General features: G+C 45.3%; 15 protein-coding genes and 1 riboswitch. Of the genes, 11 read left to right on the top strand and 4 right to left on the bottom strand.

Annotated elements, in window-relative coordinates; translation table 11 throughout:
- Positions 1-51 precede the first annotated feature (51 nt).
- Complete coding sequence (locus AB4484_RS23120; RefSeq protein ID WP_048605931.1) at positions 52-603, bottom strand: YtfJ family protein; 552 nt, start codon at positions 601-603, stop codon at positions 52-54.
- A 253-nt stretch (positions 604-856) separates the two neighbouring features.
- Here AB4484_RS23120 and AB4484_RS23115 point away from each other — a divergent pair, with 253 nt between their 5' ends.
- Complete coding sequence (locus tag AB4484_RS23115) at positions 857-1057, top strand: DUF1107 family protein (protein ID WP_019821424.1); 201 nt, start codon at positions 857-859, stop codon at positions 1055-1057.
- A gap of 113 nt (positions 1058-1170) precedes the next feature.
- Here the strand turns inward: AB4484_RS23115 and msrA are convergent, their stop codons facing one another.
- Positions 1171-1800: a peptide-methionine (S)-S-oxide reductase MsrA gene (msrA, locus tag AB4484_RS23110; RefSeq protein ID WP_048605928.1), complete on the bottom strand. Its 630-nt coding sequence runs from the start codon at positions 1798-1800 to the stop codon at positions 1171-1173.
- 195 nt (positions 1801-1995) lie between these two features.
- Between msrA and AB4484_RS23105 the strand changes: the two genes are divergently transcribed.
- From AB4484_RS23105 to AB4484_RS23090, 4 genes are all read left to right on the top strand, one after another.
- Positions 1996-3708, top strand: a complete 1713-nt coding sequence (locus AB4484_RS23105) for an autotransporter assembly complex family protein (RefSeq protein ID WP_048605926.1) — start codon at positions 1996-1998, stop codon at positions 3706-3708.
- Positions 3705-7463 carry a translocation/assembly module TamB domain-containing protein gene (locus AB4484_RS23100; RefSeq protein WP_372080576.1) on the top strand — a complete coding sequence of 1253 codons (3759 nt, stop codon included), beginning with the start codon at positions 3705-3707 and terminating at the stop codon, positions 7461-7463. The genes AB4484_RS23105 and AB4484_RS23100 overlap by 4 nt, the downstream gene beginning before the upstream one ends.
- Positions 7464-7481: 18 nt before the next feature.
- A complete protein-coding gene (locus AB4484_RS23095) occupies positions 7482-7838 on the top strand; it encodes a gamma-glutamylcyclotransferase (RefSeq protein ID WP_372080574.1) in 357 nt (118 codons plus the stop codon).
- A gap of 82 nt (positions 7839-7920) precedes the next feature.
- Positions 7921-8277, top strand: coding sequence for a DUF2799 domain-containing protein (locus AB4484_RS23090; protein WP_048618645.1), 357 nt, complete (start codon positions 7921-7923; stop codon positions 8275-8277).
- Between the two features lie 92 nt (positions 8278-8369).
- Here the strand turns inward: AB4484_RS23090 and fbp are convergent, their stop codons facing one another.
- On the bottom strand, positions 8370-9380 hold the full coding sequence (gene fbp, locus AB4484_RS23085) for a class 1 fructose-bisphosphatase (protein WP_017097551.1): 1011 nt from the start codon (positions 9378-9380) through the stop codon (positions 8370-8372).
- A 270-nt stretch (positions 9381-9650) separates the two neighbouring features.
- Here fbp and mpl point away from each other — a divergent pair, with 270 nt between their 5' ends.
- From mpl to thiQ, 5 genes are all read left to right on the top strand, one after another.
- Positions 9651-11009: a UDP-N-acetylmuramate:L-alanyl-gamma-D-glutamyl-meso-diaminopimelate ligase gene (mpl, locus tag AB4484_RS23080; protein WP_172380808.1), complete on the top strand. Its 1359-nt coding sequence runs from the start codon at positions 9651-9653 to the stop codon at positions 11007-11009.
- A gap of 38 nt (positions 11010-11047) precedes the next feature.
- A complete protein-coding gene (locus AB4484_RS23075; RefSeq protein ID WP_016787846.1) occupies positions 11048-11671 on the top strand; it encodes a flavin prenyltransferase UbiX in 624 nt (207 codons plus the stop codon).
- A gap of 43 nt (positions 11672-11714) precedes the next feature.
- Positions 11715-11834: riboswitch (TPP riboswitch) on the top strand.
- A 53-nt stretch (positions 11835-11887) separates the two neighbouring features.
- Positions 11888-12880 carry a thiamine ABC transporter substrate binding subunit gene (thiB, locus tag AB4484_RS23070; protein ID WP_372080571.1) on the top strand — a complete coding sequence of 331 codons (993 nt, stop codon included), beginning with the start codon at positions 11888-11890 and terminating at the stop codon, positions 12878-12880.
- 83 nt (positions 12881-12963) lie between these two features.
- Entirely contained in the window at positions 12964-14577 is a 1614-nt protein-coding gene (thiP, locus tag AB4484_RS23065) for a thiamine/thiamine pyrophosphate ABC transporter permease ThiP (RefSeq protein ID WP_372080569.1), read from the top strand.
- Entirely contained in the window at positions 14577-15281 is a 705-nt protein-coding gene (thiQ, locus tag AB4484_RS23060) for a thiamine ABC transporter ATP-binding protein (RefSeq protein ID WP_372080567.1), read from the top strand. Before thiP ends, thiQ begins: the two co-directional genes overlap by 1 nt.
- Positions 15282-15406: 125 nt before the next feature.
- Here thiQ and yjgA read toward each other — a convergent pair whose 3' ends face one another.
- Positions 15407-15931: a ribosome biogenesis factor YjgA gene (yjgA, locus tag AB4484_RS23055; RefSeq protein ID WP_132764297.1), complete on the bottom strand. Its 525-nt coding sequence runs from the start codon at positions 15929-15931 to the stop codon at positions 15407-15409.
- Between the two features lie 118 nt (positions 15932-16049).
- On the opposite strand from yjgA, the gene pmbA reads away from it, so the two are divergent.
- Positions 16050-17393 carry a metalloprotease PmbA gene (gene pmbA, locus AB4484_RS23050; protein ID WP_372080565.1) on the top strand — a complete coding sequence of 448 codons (1344 nt, stop codon included), beginning with the start codon at positions 16050-16052 and terminating at the stop codon, positions 17391-17393.
- Position 17394: the final 1 nt, after the last annotated feature.

Here is a 17394-nt window from a genome sequence, read left to right as displayed (position 1 = left end):
TAATATAACAATATCCTTTGGTTAGGTCTCGAAAAAGACGCGAATATCTTATTAAAGACTCGCTTTAATCAACTCAATGACTTGAGTGACTTCTGATTCGTTTAATGCACCTTCTTTTACAAACAAGATTTTACCTTGCTTGTCTTGAACGATAATCGCTGAACTTTCTTCTTTTAGAGCCCATGATGACGCAACGGCGCCGTCTTCATCTAGGACCATAGAAGACCATGGAAATTCTTCTTTGCTGCTTTCGGCTGATGACTTAACAAAAGACCCAGTCCCCCAAATCGCATCATCTTGGTTGATGATGGTGGTGGTTTGGTAGCTGTCTTCTGAGAACTTCGATGCGGTAATGGCTGCCATCAGTGGTGCGTTGAGCTCTTTAGAGCTGCTGCGGCCAGCGATAGCTTGAACGACGCGAACTTTACCTAGAAGATCATTGGTTGCCCAAGCTTGATATCCAGTATTTCCGTCGTTTAGAACAATCTCACCATAGTTACTCACATCGACGGCAGGCAGGGTAGCGCCTACTGATAGGTTGTGAGCATTGGCGAAGAGTGGAGAGGCTGCGGCTAGAAAAGCCAGTAGAGTTTTGTTTTTCATTATATTTTTGTTCCGCTTATTGGTTTGCACAGGAAGTATAATATGAAATTTGAAAAATGCCTCTTTAACTTTTTTATCGTACGACGTAGAAAGAAGTTGCAGGCTTGTTACCAAAAGGTATAATGCATCAATATCGAGATGAACAATAGATTATCTTGCTGTTTGCTAAAGGAATTAGCGATTAAATGTGCTTTGAACAGCGACGCTGTTCAGGTATGTGACTGTAGTACTCAAATGGAATTGAGGTTGTATTGTGTTAAGAAAATTTTCTACTTACCGTCCACATCAGGTGGCGCGTTTCGTTAAAGTCCTGTTCAAAGGCCAATTTGCTATTGAAGGTGTTGGAGAGTTTCGCTTCGACCAAGGCAAGGTGCTTCTTCCTGAAGTTTCAGACAAACAAAAGCTCACTATTTTTAAAGAAGTTAACGGCACGATTGCAGCGTTGCCGGTGTAACTGCGCTTTATCGATTTGTTTGCACTGAATAGATTAACAATGAAAAGGGCTTCCTAATTAATGGAAGCCCTTTTTTAATGCGTGTCGTTCTCGCTGGTATGTCGAACGGCACTTTATTGTGGAGGGAAGCAGACACCTGTTCCACCCAACCCGCAATACCCATTCGGATTTTTAGCCAGGTATTGCTGGTGGTAGGTTTCTGCGAAAAAATATTTTCCAGCAGGCAGAACTTCCGTCGTGATCTCGTTGCCTAAAGATTCAGTCATTGCTCGTTGATATTCACGTTTAGAGTGCTCAGCGATAGATTGTTGTTCTTCACTGAAGGTGTAAATCGCAGAACGGTACTGAGTTCCTAAATCGTTGCCTTGCCGCATTCCTTGAGTTGGGTCATGACGCTCCCAAAAGGTCTCAAGTATTCGAGCTAGAGAGGTTTGTTCACTATCAAATATGACACGAACGACCTCGGTATGGCCGGTTTGCCCAGTACATACTTGTTCATAAGTGGGATTAACTGTGTATCCGCCAGAGTAACCAACGGATGTTGAAATAACGCCATCCAATTGCCAAAACAAACGCTCAGCTCCCCAGAAGCATCCCATACCAAACAGGACTTCTTGTTGAGAGTCCGTAGGCGCATCGAGCAGGTCGGTTTGGTTGACGAAATGGCGCTCAGTGATTCGAATTGGGTCAGCATTTCCCGGTAGTGCGGTTGCTGCAGAAACCAGTTGTTGTTTGTTTAGCATGTTATATTCCTTTTCACATACGTTTACCGCGCTGGCTTTTATTTAACGTGGGTTCATATTAACTGTTGGTCAATATTGAATAAGTCTTTAAATTAGACCGTGTTATTCCAGGATTTATTACAGACTCAATGCCTATTTAGCGGTATTATTTCTTTTCACTTATTAACGTATTGATAACTTCTTCACCAATTAAACATGATAAGAAAAACTTTACCAGTTCTGATTGGCACTCTATTGTCATCGACGCTCGCTTTCGCTGACGTTTCCCTTGAAATCAAAGGGCTAGATGGAGCGCTTGAGGATAATGTTGATGCTTATCTGAGTGCGATCCCTGAAGAAGAGTATTCGGTTTCACTAAGATTCCAATCCCGCTTGGAATCTATGATTAAAGAAGCTCTGAATGCGTTAGGCTACTACCACCCTAAAATCACATTTACTCACTCCGAAGATGATACCGAAATGACCGTTACGGTTGAGCCGGGAGAGCCTGTTGTTATTTATACTTCAGATATCGTTCTGACGGGTGAAGCCAAAGATGACCCAGACTTTTTAGCCTTGATAGCGAAGAGTAGCTTGTCTAAAGGTTCGACTCTGAATCATGGTAATTATGACTCTTTGAAATCGTCGATCCGCAACCTTGGATTAGCGAAAGGCTACTTCGATGGGGCGTATGATCTAAGTAAGCTAGAAGTGGCTCCTGAATTGAATCGCGCTTATGTTCGTCTTCATTATAACAGTGGTATCCGCTATCACTTTGGTACTACTCAGGTTACTGGTAGCCAGATAGAAGAAGATAAGGTGCAGTCACTTAAACCATTTGAGGATGGCGAACCTTACTCAATCACCAAAGTCGGTGAGTACAACCAAAACCTGTCCAATACGGATTGGTTCTCCTCGGTATTTGTTGAACCAGATTTAAGCCAGTTAGGCGAAGGCCGAGAAATCCCGATGAAGGTTAGCCTTGCTCCGCAAGCTCGTAACCAAATCGAAACGGGTATCGGTGTCTCAACCGACCTTGGTGTGAAAGGCACTCTCAAATGGAAAAAACCTTGGGTTAATGATCGAGGCCATAGCTTCAATAGTAGCTTGTCGATCTCGAAGCCTGAGCAGACGATCACGGCAGCTTATAAAATCCCATTGGATGACGTACTTAATGACTACTACCAAGTTAAGTACGGTATGAAGAATTTGGATAATCGTGATACCAAGAGTTTGGAATCAAACCTTGCCTTAGAAAGATATTGGCGCCTGGATAACGGCTGGCAACGCACGGTGTTCATTCGATACTTGGTCGAAAACTATGAACAAGGTTTGCAGGATGACTTGGCGCAATTTGTACTGCCGGGTATTGCTTTCTCACGCACTCGAACACGAGGTGGTTCGATGCCGATGTGGGGCGACAAACAAACCATTATGTTTGAAGCTGCTGATGATACCTTGTTATCTGCAACTAAGGTTGTCCGTTTTCAAGGTCAAACCGCTTGGATTCGAAGCATTGGCGACAATCACCGAGGCTTAACTCGACTTCAATTTGGCGGCAACTTTGCTGACGAGTTTGATAAGCTATCTCCCTCCCTAAGATTCTTTGCTGGTGGTGACAATAGCATTCGTGGTTATGGTTATGAGTCGATCTCTCCTAGAGATGAAAGTGGTGCACTAACGGGTGCAAAATTCATGGCAACCAGTTCGTTTGAATACCAATACCGCTTGGTTGGAAACTGGTGGGGCGCGGCATTCTACGACATTGGTGATGCATTTAATGATAAACCTGAATGGAAACACGGCACTGGTGTCGGTGTTCGTTGGGCGTCACCTGTTGGTCCAGTGAGTTTAGATTTTGCTTGGGGTCTAGATGCAGCAAAAGGTGATGAGTTCCAGTTACACTTTAGTTTAGGGCCAGAATTATGATCAAAGTAATGGGCAAGTTCATTAAGTGGACGTCGATCTCATTGACGTCTATTTTGCTGTTGTTGATAGCCCTGCTAGGTTTTGTTTTGTTCACCAACCCAGGATTGAACACTGTGCTGTGGGGCGCTGAAAAAGCATTGCCACAACTTAAAGTGGAAAGCACCAAAGGAGCACTTTTCCCAAGTTTTACGCTTAATAATGTCCAGTTCAAAGATGATAGCCTTCATATCGATACCAAGGTTCAAAAGCTGAACTTGGCTATTAACCCTCGTTGTTTGCTTGATCCTAAGCTGTGTGTTGATCGTTTAGCGATTCAAGGGTTGGACTTCGCATTTACTGAACTGCCTCCTGCCTCTACAGAAGAAACAGAACAGACTCCGCCCGTAACATCGGTAAAAACACCGCTACCAATCGTAATCAACCGTATCGCTTTATCTGATATCAAGTTGAATATCTTAGGGCATGAAATTGAATGGAGCCTGTTCTCTACGGCTTTGAGCATGCAGGGCGAGAAGCTAACGGTATCGCCAACCTTATTCAATGATCTTAAGGTTAAACTCGCGGAGTCGACAGAAGAACCGCAAGCCGAAAAGGTTGAGCCAGAGGCTACCGAGAAAACGGCTATCGAATTGCCGGAAGTCTGGATTCCTCTGCAGGTTGTGTTGGAGCGTTTTGATCTCAACCGTTTCACCTTAGAACAAGAAACACCAATCGTTGTGAACCACCTTGGGCTAGAAGCTCGCGCGGGCAAACACACGGTTGATGTTTCCACTCTCGAACTCGATATGCCACAAGCAAGCGCAAATCTAACCACGAAGGTTGAGCTCAAGGGCGATTATCCGTTAGAGCTTTCTTTGGATGCGTTAGTGAAAGAAACCGACCTTGCTGGTCAGAAGTTGTCTCTGAAAGCACAAGGCAGCGTGGCTAAGCTAAACCTAGATTCCCAATTTTCTGAGCTGATTGAGGCAAAGTTGTCTGGGGATATCGAACCCTTAGAGCCGACTTTACCATTTGACCTTCTTCTAGAGGGCGGGCAAGCGCAATGGCCCCTTACCGGAAAAAGCGATTACCAAGCGACAATTGAGCAATTCAAAGCTGATGGCTCACTAGATGGTTTCAATGTTCTTCTTAAAGGTGAAGCCGATGGTAAGGAAATCCCTGAATTAGCCATCGATCTAAAGGGTAAAGGCACGACGGAACAAATTGAGCTCGAGCGTCTAAAGCTCAACACGCTAGGCGGTGAGCTTAACGGTGTCGTTAAAGCGAACTGGAAGAGTCTCGTTAACTGGCAAGCTGACGTGACACTCAAAGATATTCAACCGGGTCTGCAGTGGCCAGAAGCCGAGGGCAACATTAGCGGAAGCATCGTCACCTCTGGTGAGTTGACGGAAGCGGGCGGCTGGGCGATTGAACTGCCTAAATTGGATATTGAAGGGATCTTGCGAGAATACCCTCTGGATATCGAAGGTCAGTTGTCAGCGTCGGATCGCAGCGCGAGCGGTGAACCAAAACTGAAAACCAGTGGTTTGAGTTTGGCTCATGGTGTTAACTCGATTAAGGCTCAGGGTGAGCTTGATAAGAAATGGGATATGGGCGTTGAGATTAATTTCCCTGAGCTTGTAAAAAGCGTCCCTGATTTGAAAGGTAAAGTGATTGGTAACATCCAGCTCAGTGGTCCAACGAAAGAGCCTGAAGTCGATCTCGCTCTAAATGTGGATAAGGTAGATTGGAATAACGAAGCAACACTAGAATCCTTGTCGCTTAATGGTTCTGTGGTTCCTCTGCCATTGCCTGAAGCTCAAGCTGATCTTGAATTAAAAGCTAACAACCTAACCTATCAAGATCAGAGCGTAGAAAGCATTGATCTCACGGTGAGTGGTGGTGAGAAGAAACACACAGTGACACTTGATGTGATATCCGACATCGTGTCTACAAGCTTAGCTATTTCCGGAGAGTTGATTCAAAAGCCTTCTCTTATTTGGGATGGGTCGTTAGATAGAGTCAAAATCACCACTCAGCAAGGCCCTTGGGTATTAGACCAACCTGTCGCGATAAAGGCGGATGTTGATAAACAGTTTGCCGATGTTCAAGCGCACTGTTGGAAACAATCGGGTTCGAGCGTGTGTTTGGATGAAGACGTTCGTGTCGGAAAATCGGGTGAGGCCAAGGTAGCCATCAATCAATTCGATTTCGATCAGATTAAAGCCTTTGTGCCTAAAGAGACGCAATTACAGGGCTTAGTCAATGCGACCGCTCATGCTAAGTGGTCTGAACAAGGTGAGCCTGAGGTTACGGTAAGCGTTGATATGCCGAAAGGTCAGGTTGTTCAACAAGTGGGTGAGCCAATTACACTGGGTTGGGAAAGCATTGCATTGAATGCCCAACTGAAAGACAACAAACTGGATGCCGACTTTAAGTTGGATGTTTCCGACAATGGTGACCTGTCTGGCACGGTGTCGTTACCGAATATTCTTGCCGAAGACAAAATTGTCGATGCTGCAATTAAGCTGACCACGTTCCATCTTGATTTCTTACAACCCATTCTAGGTGAATACAGCTTATTGAAAGCTGACCTTGAGAGTGATCTTCAAGTTAAAGGCTCTCTGATGCACCCTCAAGTATTCGGCCAATTCTCTGTTGATGGTATTCAAGTGAAAGGCGACGTCACGCCTGTTGATGTGAAAGATGGCCGCATCGACCTCGACTTTGATGGTTATAGTGCAAAACTGGATGCGAATGTGGAAACGCCTGATGGTCACCTTGATATTGAGGGAACCGGAGATTGGCAAGATCTTAAAGCATGGCACTCTAACGTTAGAGTTTTCGCTGATGAGTTGATGGTTGATATCCCACCTATGGTTAAGGTGAAGGTCGTGCCTGATATGACCATTGATGTCACACCAGAACTGGCGAAAATCACCGGTGATATTGCCTTACCATGGGGACGAATTGTTGTTGAAGATTTACCACCGTCAGCGGTTGGCGTCTCTTCTGATCAGGTTATTTTGAATAAAGATCTAGAGCCAGAAAACGAAGATACGATCCCATTCAACGTGATGACGAATATTAATATCTCCATTGGTGATGACTTTAAATTGTCTGCTTTCGGTCTTGAGGGTGATTTGGTCGGTAAGCTCAACGTGGCTCAAAAAGACCAAGGTCCATTTATTACAGGTGAAGTGAACATCGTCGATGGTACTTACCAATCATTCGGCCAAGACCTCTTAATCGAAGAGGGTAAGATTCTAATGAATGGTCCACCGGATCAGCCATACGTAGCCATCAATGCGATTCGTAATCCTGATAATACTCAGGATGACGTGACCGCAGGTATTCGAGTGACAGGCCCTGCGACAGAGCCAACCATCGAGATTTACTCTGATCCAGCGATGCCACAAGCGAACGCACTGTCTTATATTTTGCGTGGCCAAGATATCGACGGTGAATCGAGCGGTTCGATGACAACGACCTTAATCGGTTTGAGTTTGGCGAAGAGCGGTAAGGTTGTCGGCGAAATTGGTGAAGCCTTTGGTGTACAAGATTTGCAACTGGATACCGCAGGGTCTGGCGATGACTCTCAAGTGACGGTAAGTGGTTACATCCTGCCTGGTTTACAGGTGAAGTATGGTGTGGGTATCTTCAACTCTTTAGGTGAGTTTACCGTTCGTTATCGACTGATGCAGGATCTTTATGTTGAAGCTGTGTCAGGTCTCGACAGTGCTGTAGACCTTCTGTATCAATTTGAGTTCGAGTAGAGCCGTATGGGAGGGCATATGCAGCATCTTGTTTTTGTCTATGGAACCTTGAGGCAAGGTCAGTCCAATCACCACTATTTGAAGGGCTGCGAATTATTAGGGCAGTTTGATACACCTAAGGAATACGCACTTTTTGATTTAGGTGCCTATCCGGCGATGATTCTTGGAAAGAAAAGTGTCGCTGGTGAGGTCTATATCATTAACGACGAAATTTTAGAGTCGCTCGATCGGCTAGAAGATGTTCCTGTTGAGTATCGTCGCGAGCAAATAGAGACTATATTTGGATTAGCATGGGTATATTTGTATCAGCTTGATCTAACAGCTAATAAAGAAATACTTTCGGGTAACTGGTGTAAGCGGAACAACCCGCTATAGTGAATGAACTACTGGAAGCATTCTGACGTAATAGCTAAAAGTCTCAATGTACAGGCTAGTCTTTTTCCATCAGGAGGAAATTATGAAATATCTATTATTGGTGCTATCAGTAATGCTATTTGGTTGTGCGCAAACTCCGCCACCAACATCAATGAACACGACCGATTGGCAGAGCTTTGGCGAAGAAATGGCGCTAAAAGGAAAAACCAAACAGACTGAAGCAAGTTTGGCAGAAGCTGCGTCTTCACCATCTATTGATGCCGATTTGTATGCGGCTTATGACCAAGGCTATGAAGTGGGTAAAACTCAGTACTGTTCGCAGAACCCGCGAGCGCTAGGACGCCGTGGTGAGACCTACCTTGGCATTTGCGATGACGTCGATAAATGGTTCCGTTTTAATTACGAACGTGGTGCTGAATCAAAATATAGCGTTCAATAATTCGGTGATTGTTTAACTCAGCGAACAACAAAAAGCCAGCATGTGAATGCTGGCTTTTTTAATGACGCTATTTTGAGAAATGAACGAGAGGTTTAGTCTCGGTTCAGCTCAAGAAACTCTTCTACTTTGCGAACCATGTCTGTTGAGCCAACAAAGAAAGGTACACGTTGGTGTAGCTCAGTTGGTTTGATGTCCATGATACGTTGAGCACCGTCTGAAGCGATGCCGCCCGCTTGTTCCATAAGGAAAGCAATTGGGTTGCACTCGTAAAGCAGACGCAGTTTACCTTGAGGGTGACTTTGCGTGCTTGGGTACAAGTAGATGCCGCCTTTCAAAAGGTTACGGTGGAAATCTGATACTAGAGAACCGATGTAACGTGATGTGTAAGGGCGGTTGTCGCTTGGCTCATTCTCTTGGCAGTACTTGATGTACTTCTTAACACCCGTAGGGAAGCGGATGTAGTTACCTTCGTTGATTGAGTAAATCTTACCTTCGTCTGGAATCATCATGTTTTCATGAGATAGGCAGAAGGTACCCAGTGATGGGTCGTAGGTGAAGCCATTTACGCCAGCACCTGTTGTGTATACAAGCATGGTTGAAGAACCGTAAATCACGTAACCCGCGGCTACTTGCTTGTGTCCTGGCTGTAGGAAATCTTCTTGTGTTGGTGGCGTACCGATCGGTGATACTCGACGGTAGATAGAGAAAATTGTACCAACCGATACATTCACATCGATGTTTGAAGAGCCATCAAGTGGATCCATCAGTACAACGTATTTTGCGTTTTTGTTGAGCTCTTTATTGAAGGCGACTGCTTCGTCTTCTTCTTCACTTGCAACACCACAAACTTGGTCACGGGCTTCTAGAGCCGCTTTAAATTTGTCGTTCGCGTAAAGGTCTAGCTTTTGTTGCTCTTCACCTTGCACGTTGTCTGTACCAACAGCGCCAGTGATGTCGACTAGGCCAGCCTTGTTGATCTCACGGTTAACAATTTTTGCAGCAAGTCGAATAGACGACAAAAGGGATGATAGATCACCGCTTGCATGGGGGAAGTCACTCTGTTTCTCAACAATGAACTCACCAAGGGTGCGCATCTCAGACATGTTATTTCCTTAAACTTCTCTCAATATTAGGGGGGATTTGAGCACTGTAGATTCGGCCTCTTGAGTGGGCTTTATTCATCTAGACGCTTACCTAAATTCTAAAGGTTAGATCTTTTTAATGGTAATGAACTAAGCGACACAGATCTCACTTACTATGTCGACTCAATTTGTTTTGCATTGCCGCTCGCTTTTAATCGCCATTTAATGATAATGAGTGCAAGCCGTTTTAATTAGGCATCGTTTATTTAGCCAAGCGTTTGGAAGCAACTTATGCATATTCATATCTTAGGAATTTGTGGCACCTTCATGGGTGGTGCTGCGGTATTGGCTCGTCAATTAGGTCACAAGGTTACGGGTAGTGACGCGAATGTTTACCCACCAATGAGCACCTTGTTGGAATCGCAAGGGATTGAAATTATTGAAGGGTTCGACCCTAGCCAATTAGAACCAAGGCCAGATCTCGTGGTTATCGGTAACGCAATGAGCCGCGGTAATCCGTGTGTTGAGTATGTGTTGGATAACAACCTTAGATACACCTCTGGCCCTCAGTGGTTGCAAGAGTTCCTGCTGCATGACCGTTGGGTATTAGCAGTATCGGGAACGCACGGTAAGACCACGACATCAAGCATGTTGGCTTGGATCTTGGAAGATTGTGGCTATGCACCGGGCTTCTTAGTGGGTGGTGTATTAGGTAACTTTGGTATCTCTGCTCGCCTTGGTGAAAGTATGTTCTTCGTGGTAGAAGCCGACGAATACGACAGTGCTTTTTTCGATAAACGATCTAAGTTCGTTCATTATCACCCAAGAACCTTGGTGATGAATAACCTAGAGTTCGATCATGCGGACATCTTTGACGATCTTGAAGCAATTAAGCGTCAATTCCATCATTTGGTGCGTACTGTGCCGAGCAATGGCCGTATATTCTCACCTAAGCAAGACACCGCTATTCAAGATGTTCTAGCTCGCGGTTGCTGGAGTGAAACTGAATCGAGTGGCGAGCAAGGCGACTGGGATGCCAAGAAACTGGTCAAAGATGGCTCTCAATTTGAGGTTTACTTCCAAAATGAATGTGTTGGAACGGTAAACTGGGATTTAGTGGGCGACCATAACGTAAATAATGCTTTGATGGCGATAGCAGCTGCACGTCATGTGGGCGTGACACCTGACCTTGCTTGTGAATCGCTAGCTACCTTTATTAATACTAAGCGTCGTTTGGAGTTTAAAGGCGAGGTGGCAGGTGTGTCTGTCTATGACGATTTTGCTCATCACCCAACGGCGATTGAACTTACACTCGGCGGGTTACGTAATAAGGTCGACACTAAGAAAATCATTGCCGTTTTAGAACCTCGTTCTGCCACCATGAAACGTGGTGTACACAAAGAAATACTGGCTGATTCGTTGAAGCAGGCGGATTCTACCTACTTATTCCAACCGGATAACATTGATTGGTCAGTTCAAGATGTTGCAGACGCTTGTCACCAACCTGCACACGTGAGTGATGACATGGATGCATTCGTTGCTAAAATTGTCTCAGAGGCACAAGCGGGCGACCAAATCTTGGTAATGAGTAATGGTGGCTTTGGTGGCATTCACCAAAAACTGTTGGATGGATTGGCACTCAAAGGTTAACGACATCCACGACCTTATAATTTGAAGTAATTGAGAACATGACAAAACACGATAAAGCGATAACTCTTGCTTTCACTGGCGCATCCGGTGCGCCTTATGGCCTGCGTTTACTTGAATGCCTTTTGGCAGCCGATTATCAGGTCTACTTGCTGATTTCATCGGCAGCGCGAGTGGTATTGGCGACCGAGCATGAACTTAAGTTACCTGCTGGGCCAGATGCGGCGAAACAAGCTTTGGTTAAACACCTTGGCTGCGACCCTGAAAAGCTGGTGGTGTGTGGCAAAGATGATTGGTTCTCGCCAGTTGCCTCTGGTTCAGCTGCACCGAAGCAGATGGTGGTGTGTCCATGTTCCGCGGGAAGCTTGGCTTCGATTGCACATGGCTTGTCGGATAACCTGATTGAGCGAGCAGCAGATGTGGTCATGAAAGAGCGAGGCCAGCTGCTGTTGGTGGTTCGTGAGACGCCATTTTCGACGCTTCATCTAGAGAACATGCACAAGCTTTCGACCATGGGCGTGACGATCATGCCTGCAGCCCCGGGTTTTTATCATCAACCTAAGTCAATTGAAGATCTGGTCGACTTTATGGTAGCGCGTATCCTTGATCACTTAGGTATCGAACAAGGTTTAGTGCCACGTTGGGGCTACGATCAACGTAATTGATCCAAACTTGATAGCTTATTGTTAAAAATCAAATTACAATTCTGAACACTCATCGGGGAGCGAACCATTCAAATAATGAATGCGAGCTGAGATCAAGCAGATGCTTGGGACCCGTAAACCTGAACCAGATAATGCTGGCGTAGGAATTGAGTTAGGAACAACATCTACCGTTCTCCTCCCTCAAACCTGTGCCGCTCAGACCATGGAGAGCGTCCAGTGAAATTCACATTAACTACCCTTGCTGTTACTACAGCTATTTCTTTTTCTGCCTTTGCTGCAGACAACACTTTGACTGTATACACCTATGACTCTTTTGCTGCGGACTGGGGCCCTCGTCCTGCCGTTGAAAAAGCATTCGAAGAGAAGTGTGGTTGTGATGTGAATTTTGTCGCTCTAGAAGATGGCGTGTCTATCCTGAACCGTTTACGTCTTGAAGGCCAAAACAGCAAAGCCGATATCTTGCTAGGTCTCGACAACAACCTGATGGCTGAAGCGAAAGCGACGGGCTTATTGGCTGAGCATAATGTTGATACTTCATCAGTAACGCTTCCTAATGGTTGGAACGACAGCACTTTTGTACCCTATGACTTTGGCTACTTTGCTTTTGTTTACAACAAAGAGAAGTTGGCAAACCCACCGAAGAGCCTTAAAGAGTTGGTTGAGCAGCGTGATGATCTTAAGGTTATCTACCAAGACCCACGTACATCAACACCTGGCCAAGGCATGATGCTTTGGATGAAGTCGGTGTACGGTGATGAAGCAACTACAGCATGGAAGAAGCTTGCCCAGAAAACAGTGACTGTAACCAAAGGCTGGTCTGAAGCTTACTCAATGTTCCTAGAAGGCGAGTCAGATTTAGTTTTGTCTTACACAACGTCTCCTGCTTACCACATTATTGCTGAGAGCGATTCTAAGTACGCAGCAGCAAGCTTTGAAGAAGGGCATTACACTCAAGTGGAAGTGGCCGCTAAAGTTAAAGGCAGTAAGAACGAGAAACTTGCTGATGAGTTTATGGCGTTTATCCTAAGTGATGAATTCCAATCGGCGATGCCAACAGGCAACTGGATGTACCCAGTGACTGACATCGAACTACCAAAAGGGTTCGAGCAGTTAACAGTACCGCAGAAAGCTCTGAGCTTTACGCCTGAAGAAATCGCCGAGAAGCGTAAGCCTTGGATTCGTGAATGGCAGAGTGCACTTACCTTCTAACTTACTTTAAAAAATAGGCTTTCTGTATTTAAAGGTTCGTTCGATATACTTTGAGTGAACTTTTTACGGTAAAAAATCAATTTATGATAAAGAAAACACCTAAGGTTGGGATTTGGGTAGCGATACTTATTACCGCCTTCGTGGTTTCAGCGGTTGGGGCATTGCTTAGCAATGCCCCTTCTCTTGATATCAGCCAAGTATGGTCCGATCCCTATTATTGGCATGTAACGAAATTCAGTTTTTATCAGGCGACACTCTCAACGGCGCTGAGTGTTGGCTTTGCTATACCTATTGCTCATGCGCTGTGTCGTAGACAATTTTTTGGACGCGCTTTGTTGTTAAGGCTGTTCGCGTCGACCTTAGTCCTGCCGGTGTTAGTCGGTGTATTTGGCTTACTTGCGATCTATGGCAATAGTGGTTGGTTAGCTAAGTTTTTGGCGAACTTCGATATTGAATTGCCATTTTCCATATACGGATTGAATGGTATTTTGCTGGCGCATGTTTTCTTTAACTTGCCTTATGCCAGTCGCTTACTTCTGCAAGCGTTAGATACCGTGCCTGCCGAGCAACACAAGCTTTGTGCTCACTTGGGTATGAGTCATTGGAACAAATTCAGATGGGTTGAATGGCCTCGCTTAAGACAGCAATTGCCACATGTGTGTGGCTTAGTCTTCATGTTGTGTTTTACCAGCTTTGCTACCGTGATGGCGCTAGGCGGTGGACCCAAATCAACCACTATCGAGCTCGCTATTTATCAGGCGATTAAATTCGACTTTGACCTTCAAGCTGGTGCCTTGCTCGCGATATGGCAAATGCTGCTGTGTGGTGTGCTAGCAGTGAGCATTCAACGGCTATCGAAACCTGTTTCAGTGACGGCCAGTCAGTTGTCGGAAGAGAAATATTTGGTTAAGGACAGCTGGTGGTCAAAAGCTTGGGATAGCTTTTGGATCATCATAGTCTCAATGCTGGTATTGCCGCCATTAGCTATGGTTATCGTCAGTGGAATTAACTCGCAGGCATTAACTGTACTCAGCAGCGAGCCGTTTTGGGCGGCGTTAATGACCTCGGTTAAAGTCGCGTCATTAGCAAGTGTTATCGCAGTTGGTATTGGTATTGCGATACTGCTGACTAGCCGAGCATGGCGTTTACAGAACAAGAATTTTCGAGCCGATAAAATCGAGCTGATTGGCACTATTATCTTAGTGACTCCGGGGCTGGTGATCAGTACGGGACTCTTCTTATTACTGCGTTCATTCACCGATGTATTCAGTTTAGCTTTCTTTATCGTGATTGCCGTCAATAGTTTAATGGCGCTACCTTACGTAATTAAAACCTTAGCTCAACCTATGCTGCATTTGTCTCAGCAGTACCAGTATGTGTGTGCAAGCTTGGGAATGACAGGTTTCACGCGTTTTAGGTTGGTGGAGTGGCGAGCACTGCGTAAGCCGATGGCGCAAGCCTTCTCGATTAGCTTTATGTTGGCGATGGGTGACTTAAGCGCGATTGCTTTGTTTGGTAGCCAAGATTTTAGAACGCTGCCTTTGTACCTATTCCAATTGTTAGGCAGTTATCAAATGGAAGCGGCGGCGGTAGTTTCTGTGAGCTTACTGTTATTGAGTGTCGGTAGCTTTAGCTTAATAGAATTCTTATTTACTCGAAGATCTAAGCTCGATGCTAAAGAATTAAGGAACCGATGATGTTAGTGATGAAAGATGTGGATTACCACTATCACAGAGAGTTGTTTAGCTTTGATTTTCAAGCTGAGCAGGGCGATATTGTTGCGCTTATGGGGCCGAGTGGTGCGGGTAAGTCTACACTGTTGGCGCTAGTTGCTGGTTTCATCGAGCCTACATCGGGTGAGATCTCAGTGGCTGGGCAATCGCTTATTGGTAAAGAGGCACACCAACGTCCGTTGGCGATGTTGTTTCAAGAGCATAACCTGTTTGCTCACCTTACGGTGCGAGAAAATATTGGTTTAGGTCTGCACCCAGGTTTAAAGCTTACCGCAACCCAAAAGCAAGCTGTGGAGCAAGCCGCAGCACAAGTTGGCGTCTCTGAGTATTTGGATAGATTGCCTGAGCACTTATCCGGCGGTCAACGCCAGCGTGTCGCACTAGCGCGTTGTTTTGTTCAGCCACATGACATTTGGCTGCTTGATGAACCTTTCTCTGCGCTTGACCCTTTGCTTCGCGAAGAGATGCTTAGCTTAGTGAAGCGATTAGCGGCAGAGCGAAATATTACGGTTTTGATGGTGACTCACCATTTAGGTGACGCACGCAGTATCGCGAATAAGTTTGTGTTTGTGGCGCTAGGTAAGGTGTTGGTTGAAGACTCGATAGAGGCACTGACGGCGGATCATCCGCAGACAGAATTAAGCTCATTTGTTAAAGCGGGTGAGTGACGACTCATCACTCCTGTGAGTACTTATTGATATTGAGTGTTTCTTGATATCGAGTGCGTCAAAAACAAAAAGACCTAGCATGTGCTAGGTCTTTTATTCACTCTATGAGTAAAGCGAGATAACGATTAGTCTTCTAGCTTTAGCTCTTTTAAGATTTGGAAGATCTCACGAGAAGACTTTGCAGGCTTGTTCGCTGATTTCTCTTTGTTAGCTTGGCGAGCTAGCTGACGAAGACGCTGACGGTCTGCTTCAGGGTACATTTCCATTACTTCTGAAATAGCCGTATCACCTTCAGCAACAACACGATCACGCAGTTGCTCAAGCTTATGTAGCTCAGCTGTTGCTTGTGAGTGTTTGTTACGTACTTTATCCAAAGCCGCTTGAATTGGCTCAGGATCGACATTGCGCATTACTTTACCAATGTATTGAAGTTGACGACGCTTCGCTTCATTTTTAAAGCGTTGTGCATCTTTAATCGCTTGTGCCAAATCTTCAGACAGCGGAAATTTGTCTAATACAGAAGGCTTTAGACCAACAAGCTCTTCTCCCAGCTTTTGCAGGGCATCCATGTCCGTTTTCATTTCTGTCTTACTTACCCAGATGATTTCTTCTTCTGGTTCCCATGGGGCTTTTTGGTTTTTGCGAGCCATCTTTTCTGCCTATGTCACTATCTCAAACGAATATATTGCCTATTTTAGCAAGAATCTTGGGGAGAAAGCGAAATTCTTGTTATCCTACGTAATATTGACCTAAAAAATTAGAATAGATATGGATGTAAAACAGCAAGTCGCCCAGCAAAGAGTTGAGCTAGAAGCCGCAGTAGCTAAAGCGTTGGATATGGCATCAGTGAGTGCAGACGCAGCTGAGGTCGCTATTACTAAGTCAACGGGTTTAAGTGTTTCAACACGTATGTGTGAAGTGGAAAACGTTGAATTTAATAGTGATGGTGCTCTAGGTATTACTGTTTACCGCGGCCAGAAAAAAGGCAGCGCATCTACATCTGATCTGAGTGAAAAGGCAATTGCTCAAACAGTAGCGGCTGCGCTTGATATCGCTCAGTACACTTCTGAAGACCCATTTGCAGGTCCTGCCGCAAAAGAATACATGGTAAAAGAAATTCCAGATTTGGATCTTTTCCACCCTGATGAACCAAACCCTGACTATGCCGCTGAGATTGCAATTGCTGCTGAGAAGCAAGCGCTAGCTTATAGCGACAAGATCAAGCAAAGTGATGGTGCAAGCTACGACAGTCATTATGGTGTTAAGGTTTATGGTAACAGCCATGGCTTACTAGCAAGCTACGCCTCAAGTCGCCATAGCACGAGCTGCTGTGTGATTGGACAAGGCGCTAATGGTGAAATGGAACGTGACTACAGCTACACCGTTGCACGTCATCGTGATGAGCTATGGGCGCCTGAGCGTGTTGGTCAAGAAGCGGCAGAAAAAACCATCAGCCGTTTGGATGCTAAAAAGCTACCAACAGGCCAATACCCAATTATGTTCGCTAACGATGTTGCTACTGGCTTGATTGGTCACCTTGTGATGGCGATCAGTGGCGGTAACCTTTACCGCAAGTCGTCATTCTTATTGGATCACCTAGGTCAGAAAATCCTACCTGACTGGTTTAACATTTCTGAGCGACCACATATCCTGCGTGGTTTGGCTTCAAGCCCATTCGATAGCGAAGGTGTGTTCACTCAAGATCGCGAAATCATCACTGATGGTGTTCTGGCGACTTATCTACTGACGAGTTACGCAGCACGTAAAATGGACATGACACCAACAGGCCATGCGGGTGGTATTCATAACTGGTTCGTTAAATCGACCGGTCAAAACTTTGAGCAGATGCTAAAAGAGTTGGGCACTGGTTTTCTAGTGACTGAAGTGATGGGCCAAGGCGTTAATACCGTAACGGGTGATTACTCACGTGGCGCTGCGGGTTTCTGGGTTGAGAGCGGAGAGATCCAATACCCAGTATCAGAAGTCACAATCGCCGGTAACCTAAAAGACATGTTTACTCAGATTGTTGCTGTGGGTAACGACGTAGAAACACGTTCGCAAATTCAAACGGGTTCTATCCTGCTTGAGTCGATGAAAGTCGCGGGTGAGTAAT

Origin of the sequence: Vibrio sp. 10N.261.46.A3, assembly GCF_041472995.1 — a bacterium.
GTDB classification, from domain to species: domain Bacteria; phylum Pseudomonadota; class Gammaproteobacteria; order Enterobacterales; family Vibrionaceae; genus Vibrio; species Vibrio coralliirubri.
This window is presented reverse-complemented; position numbering and strand designations above follow the sequence as displayed.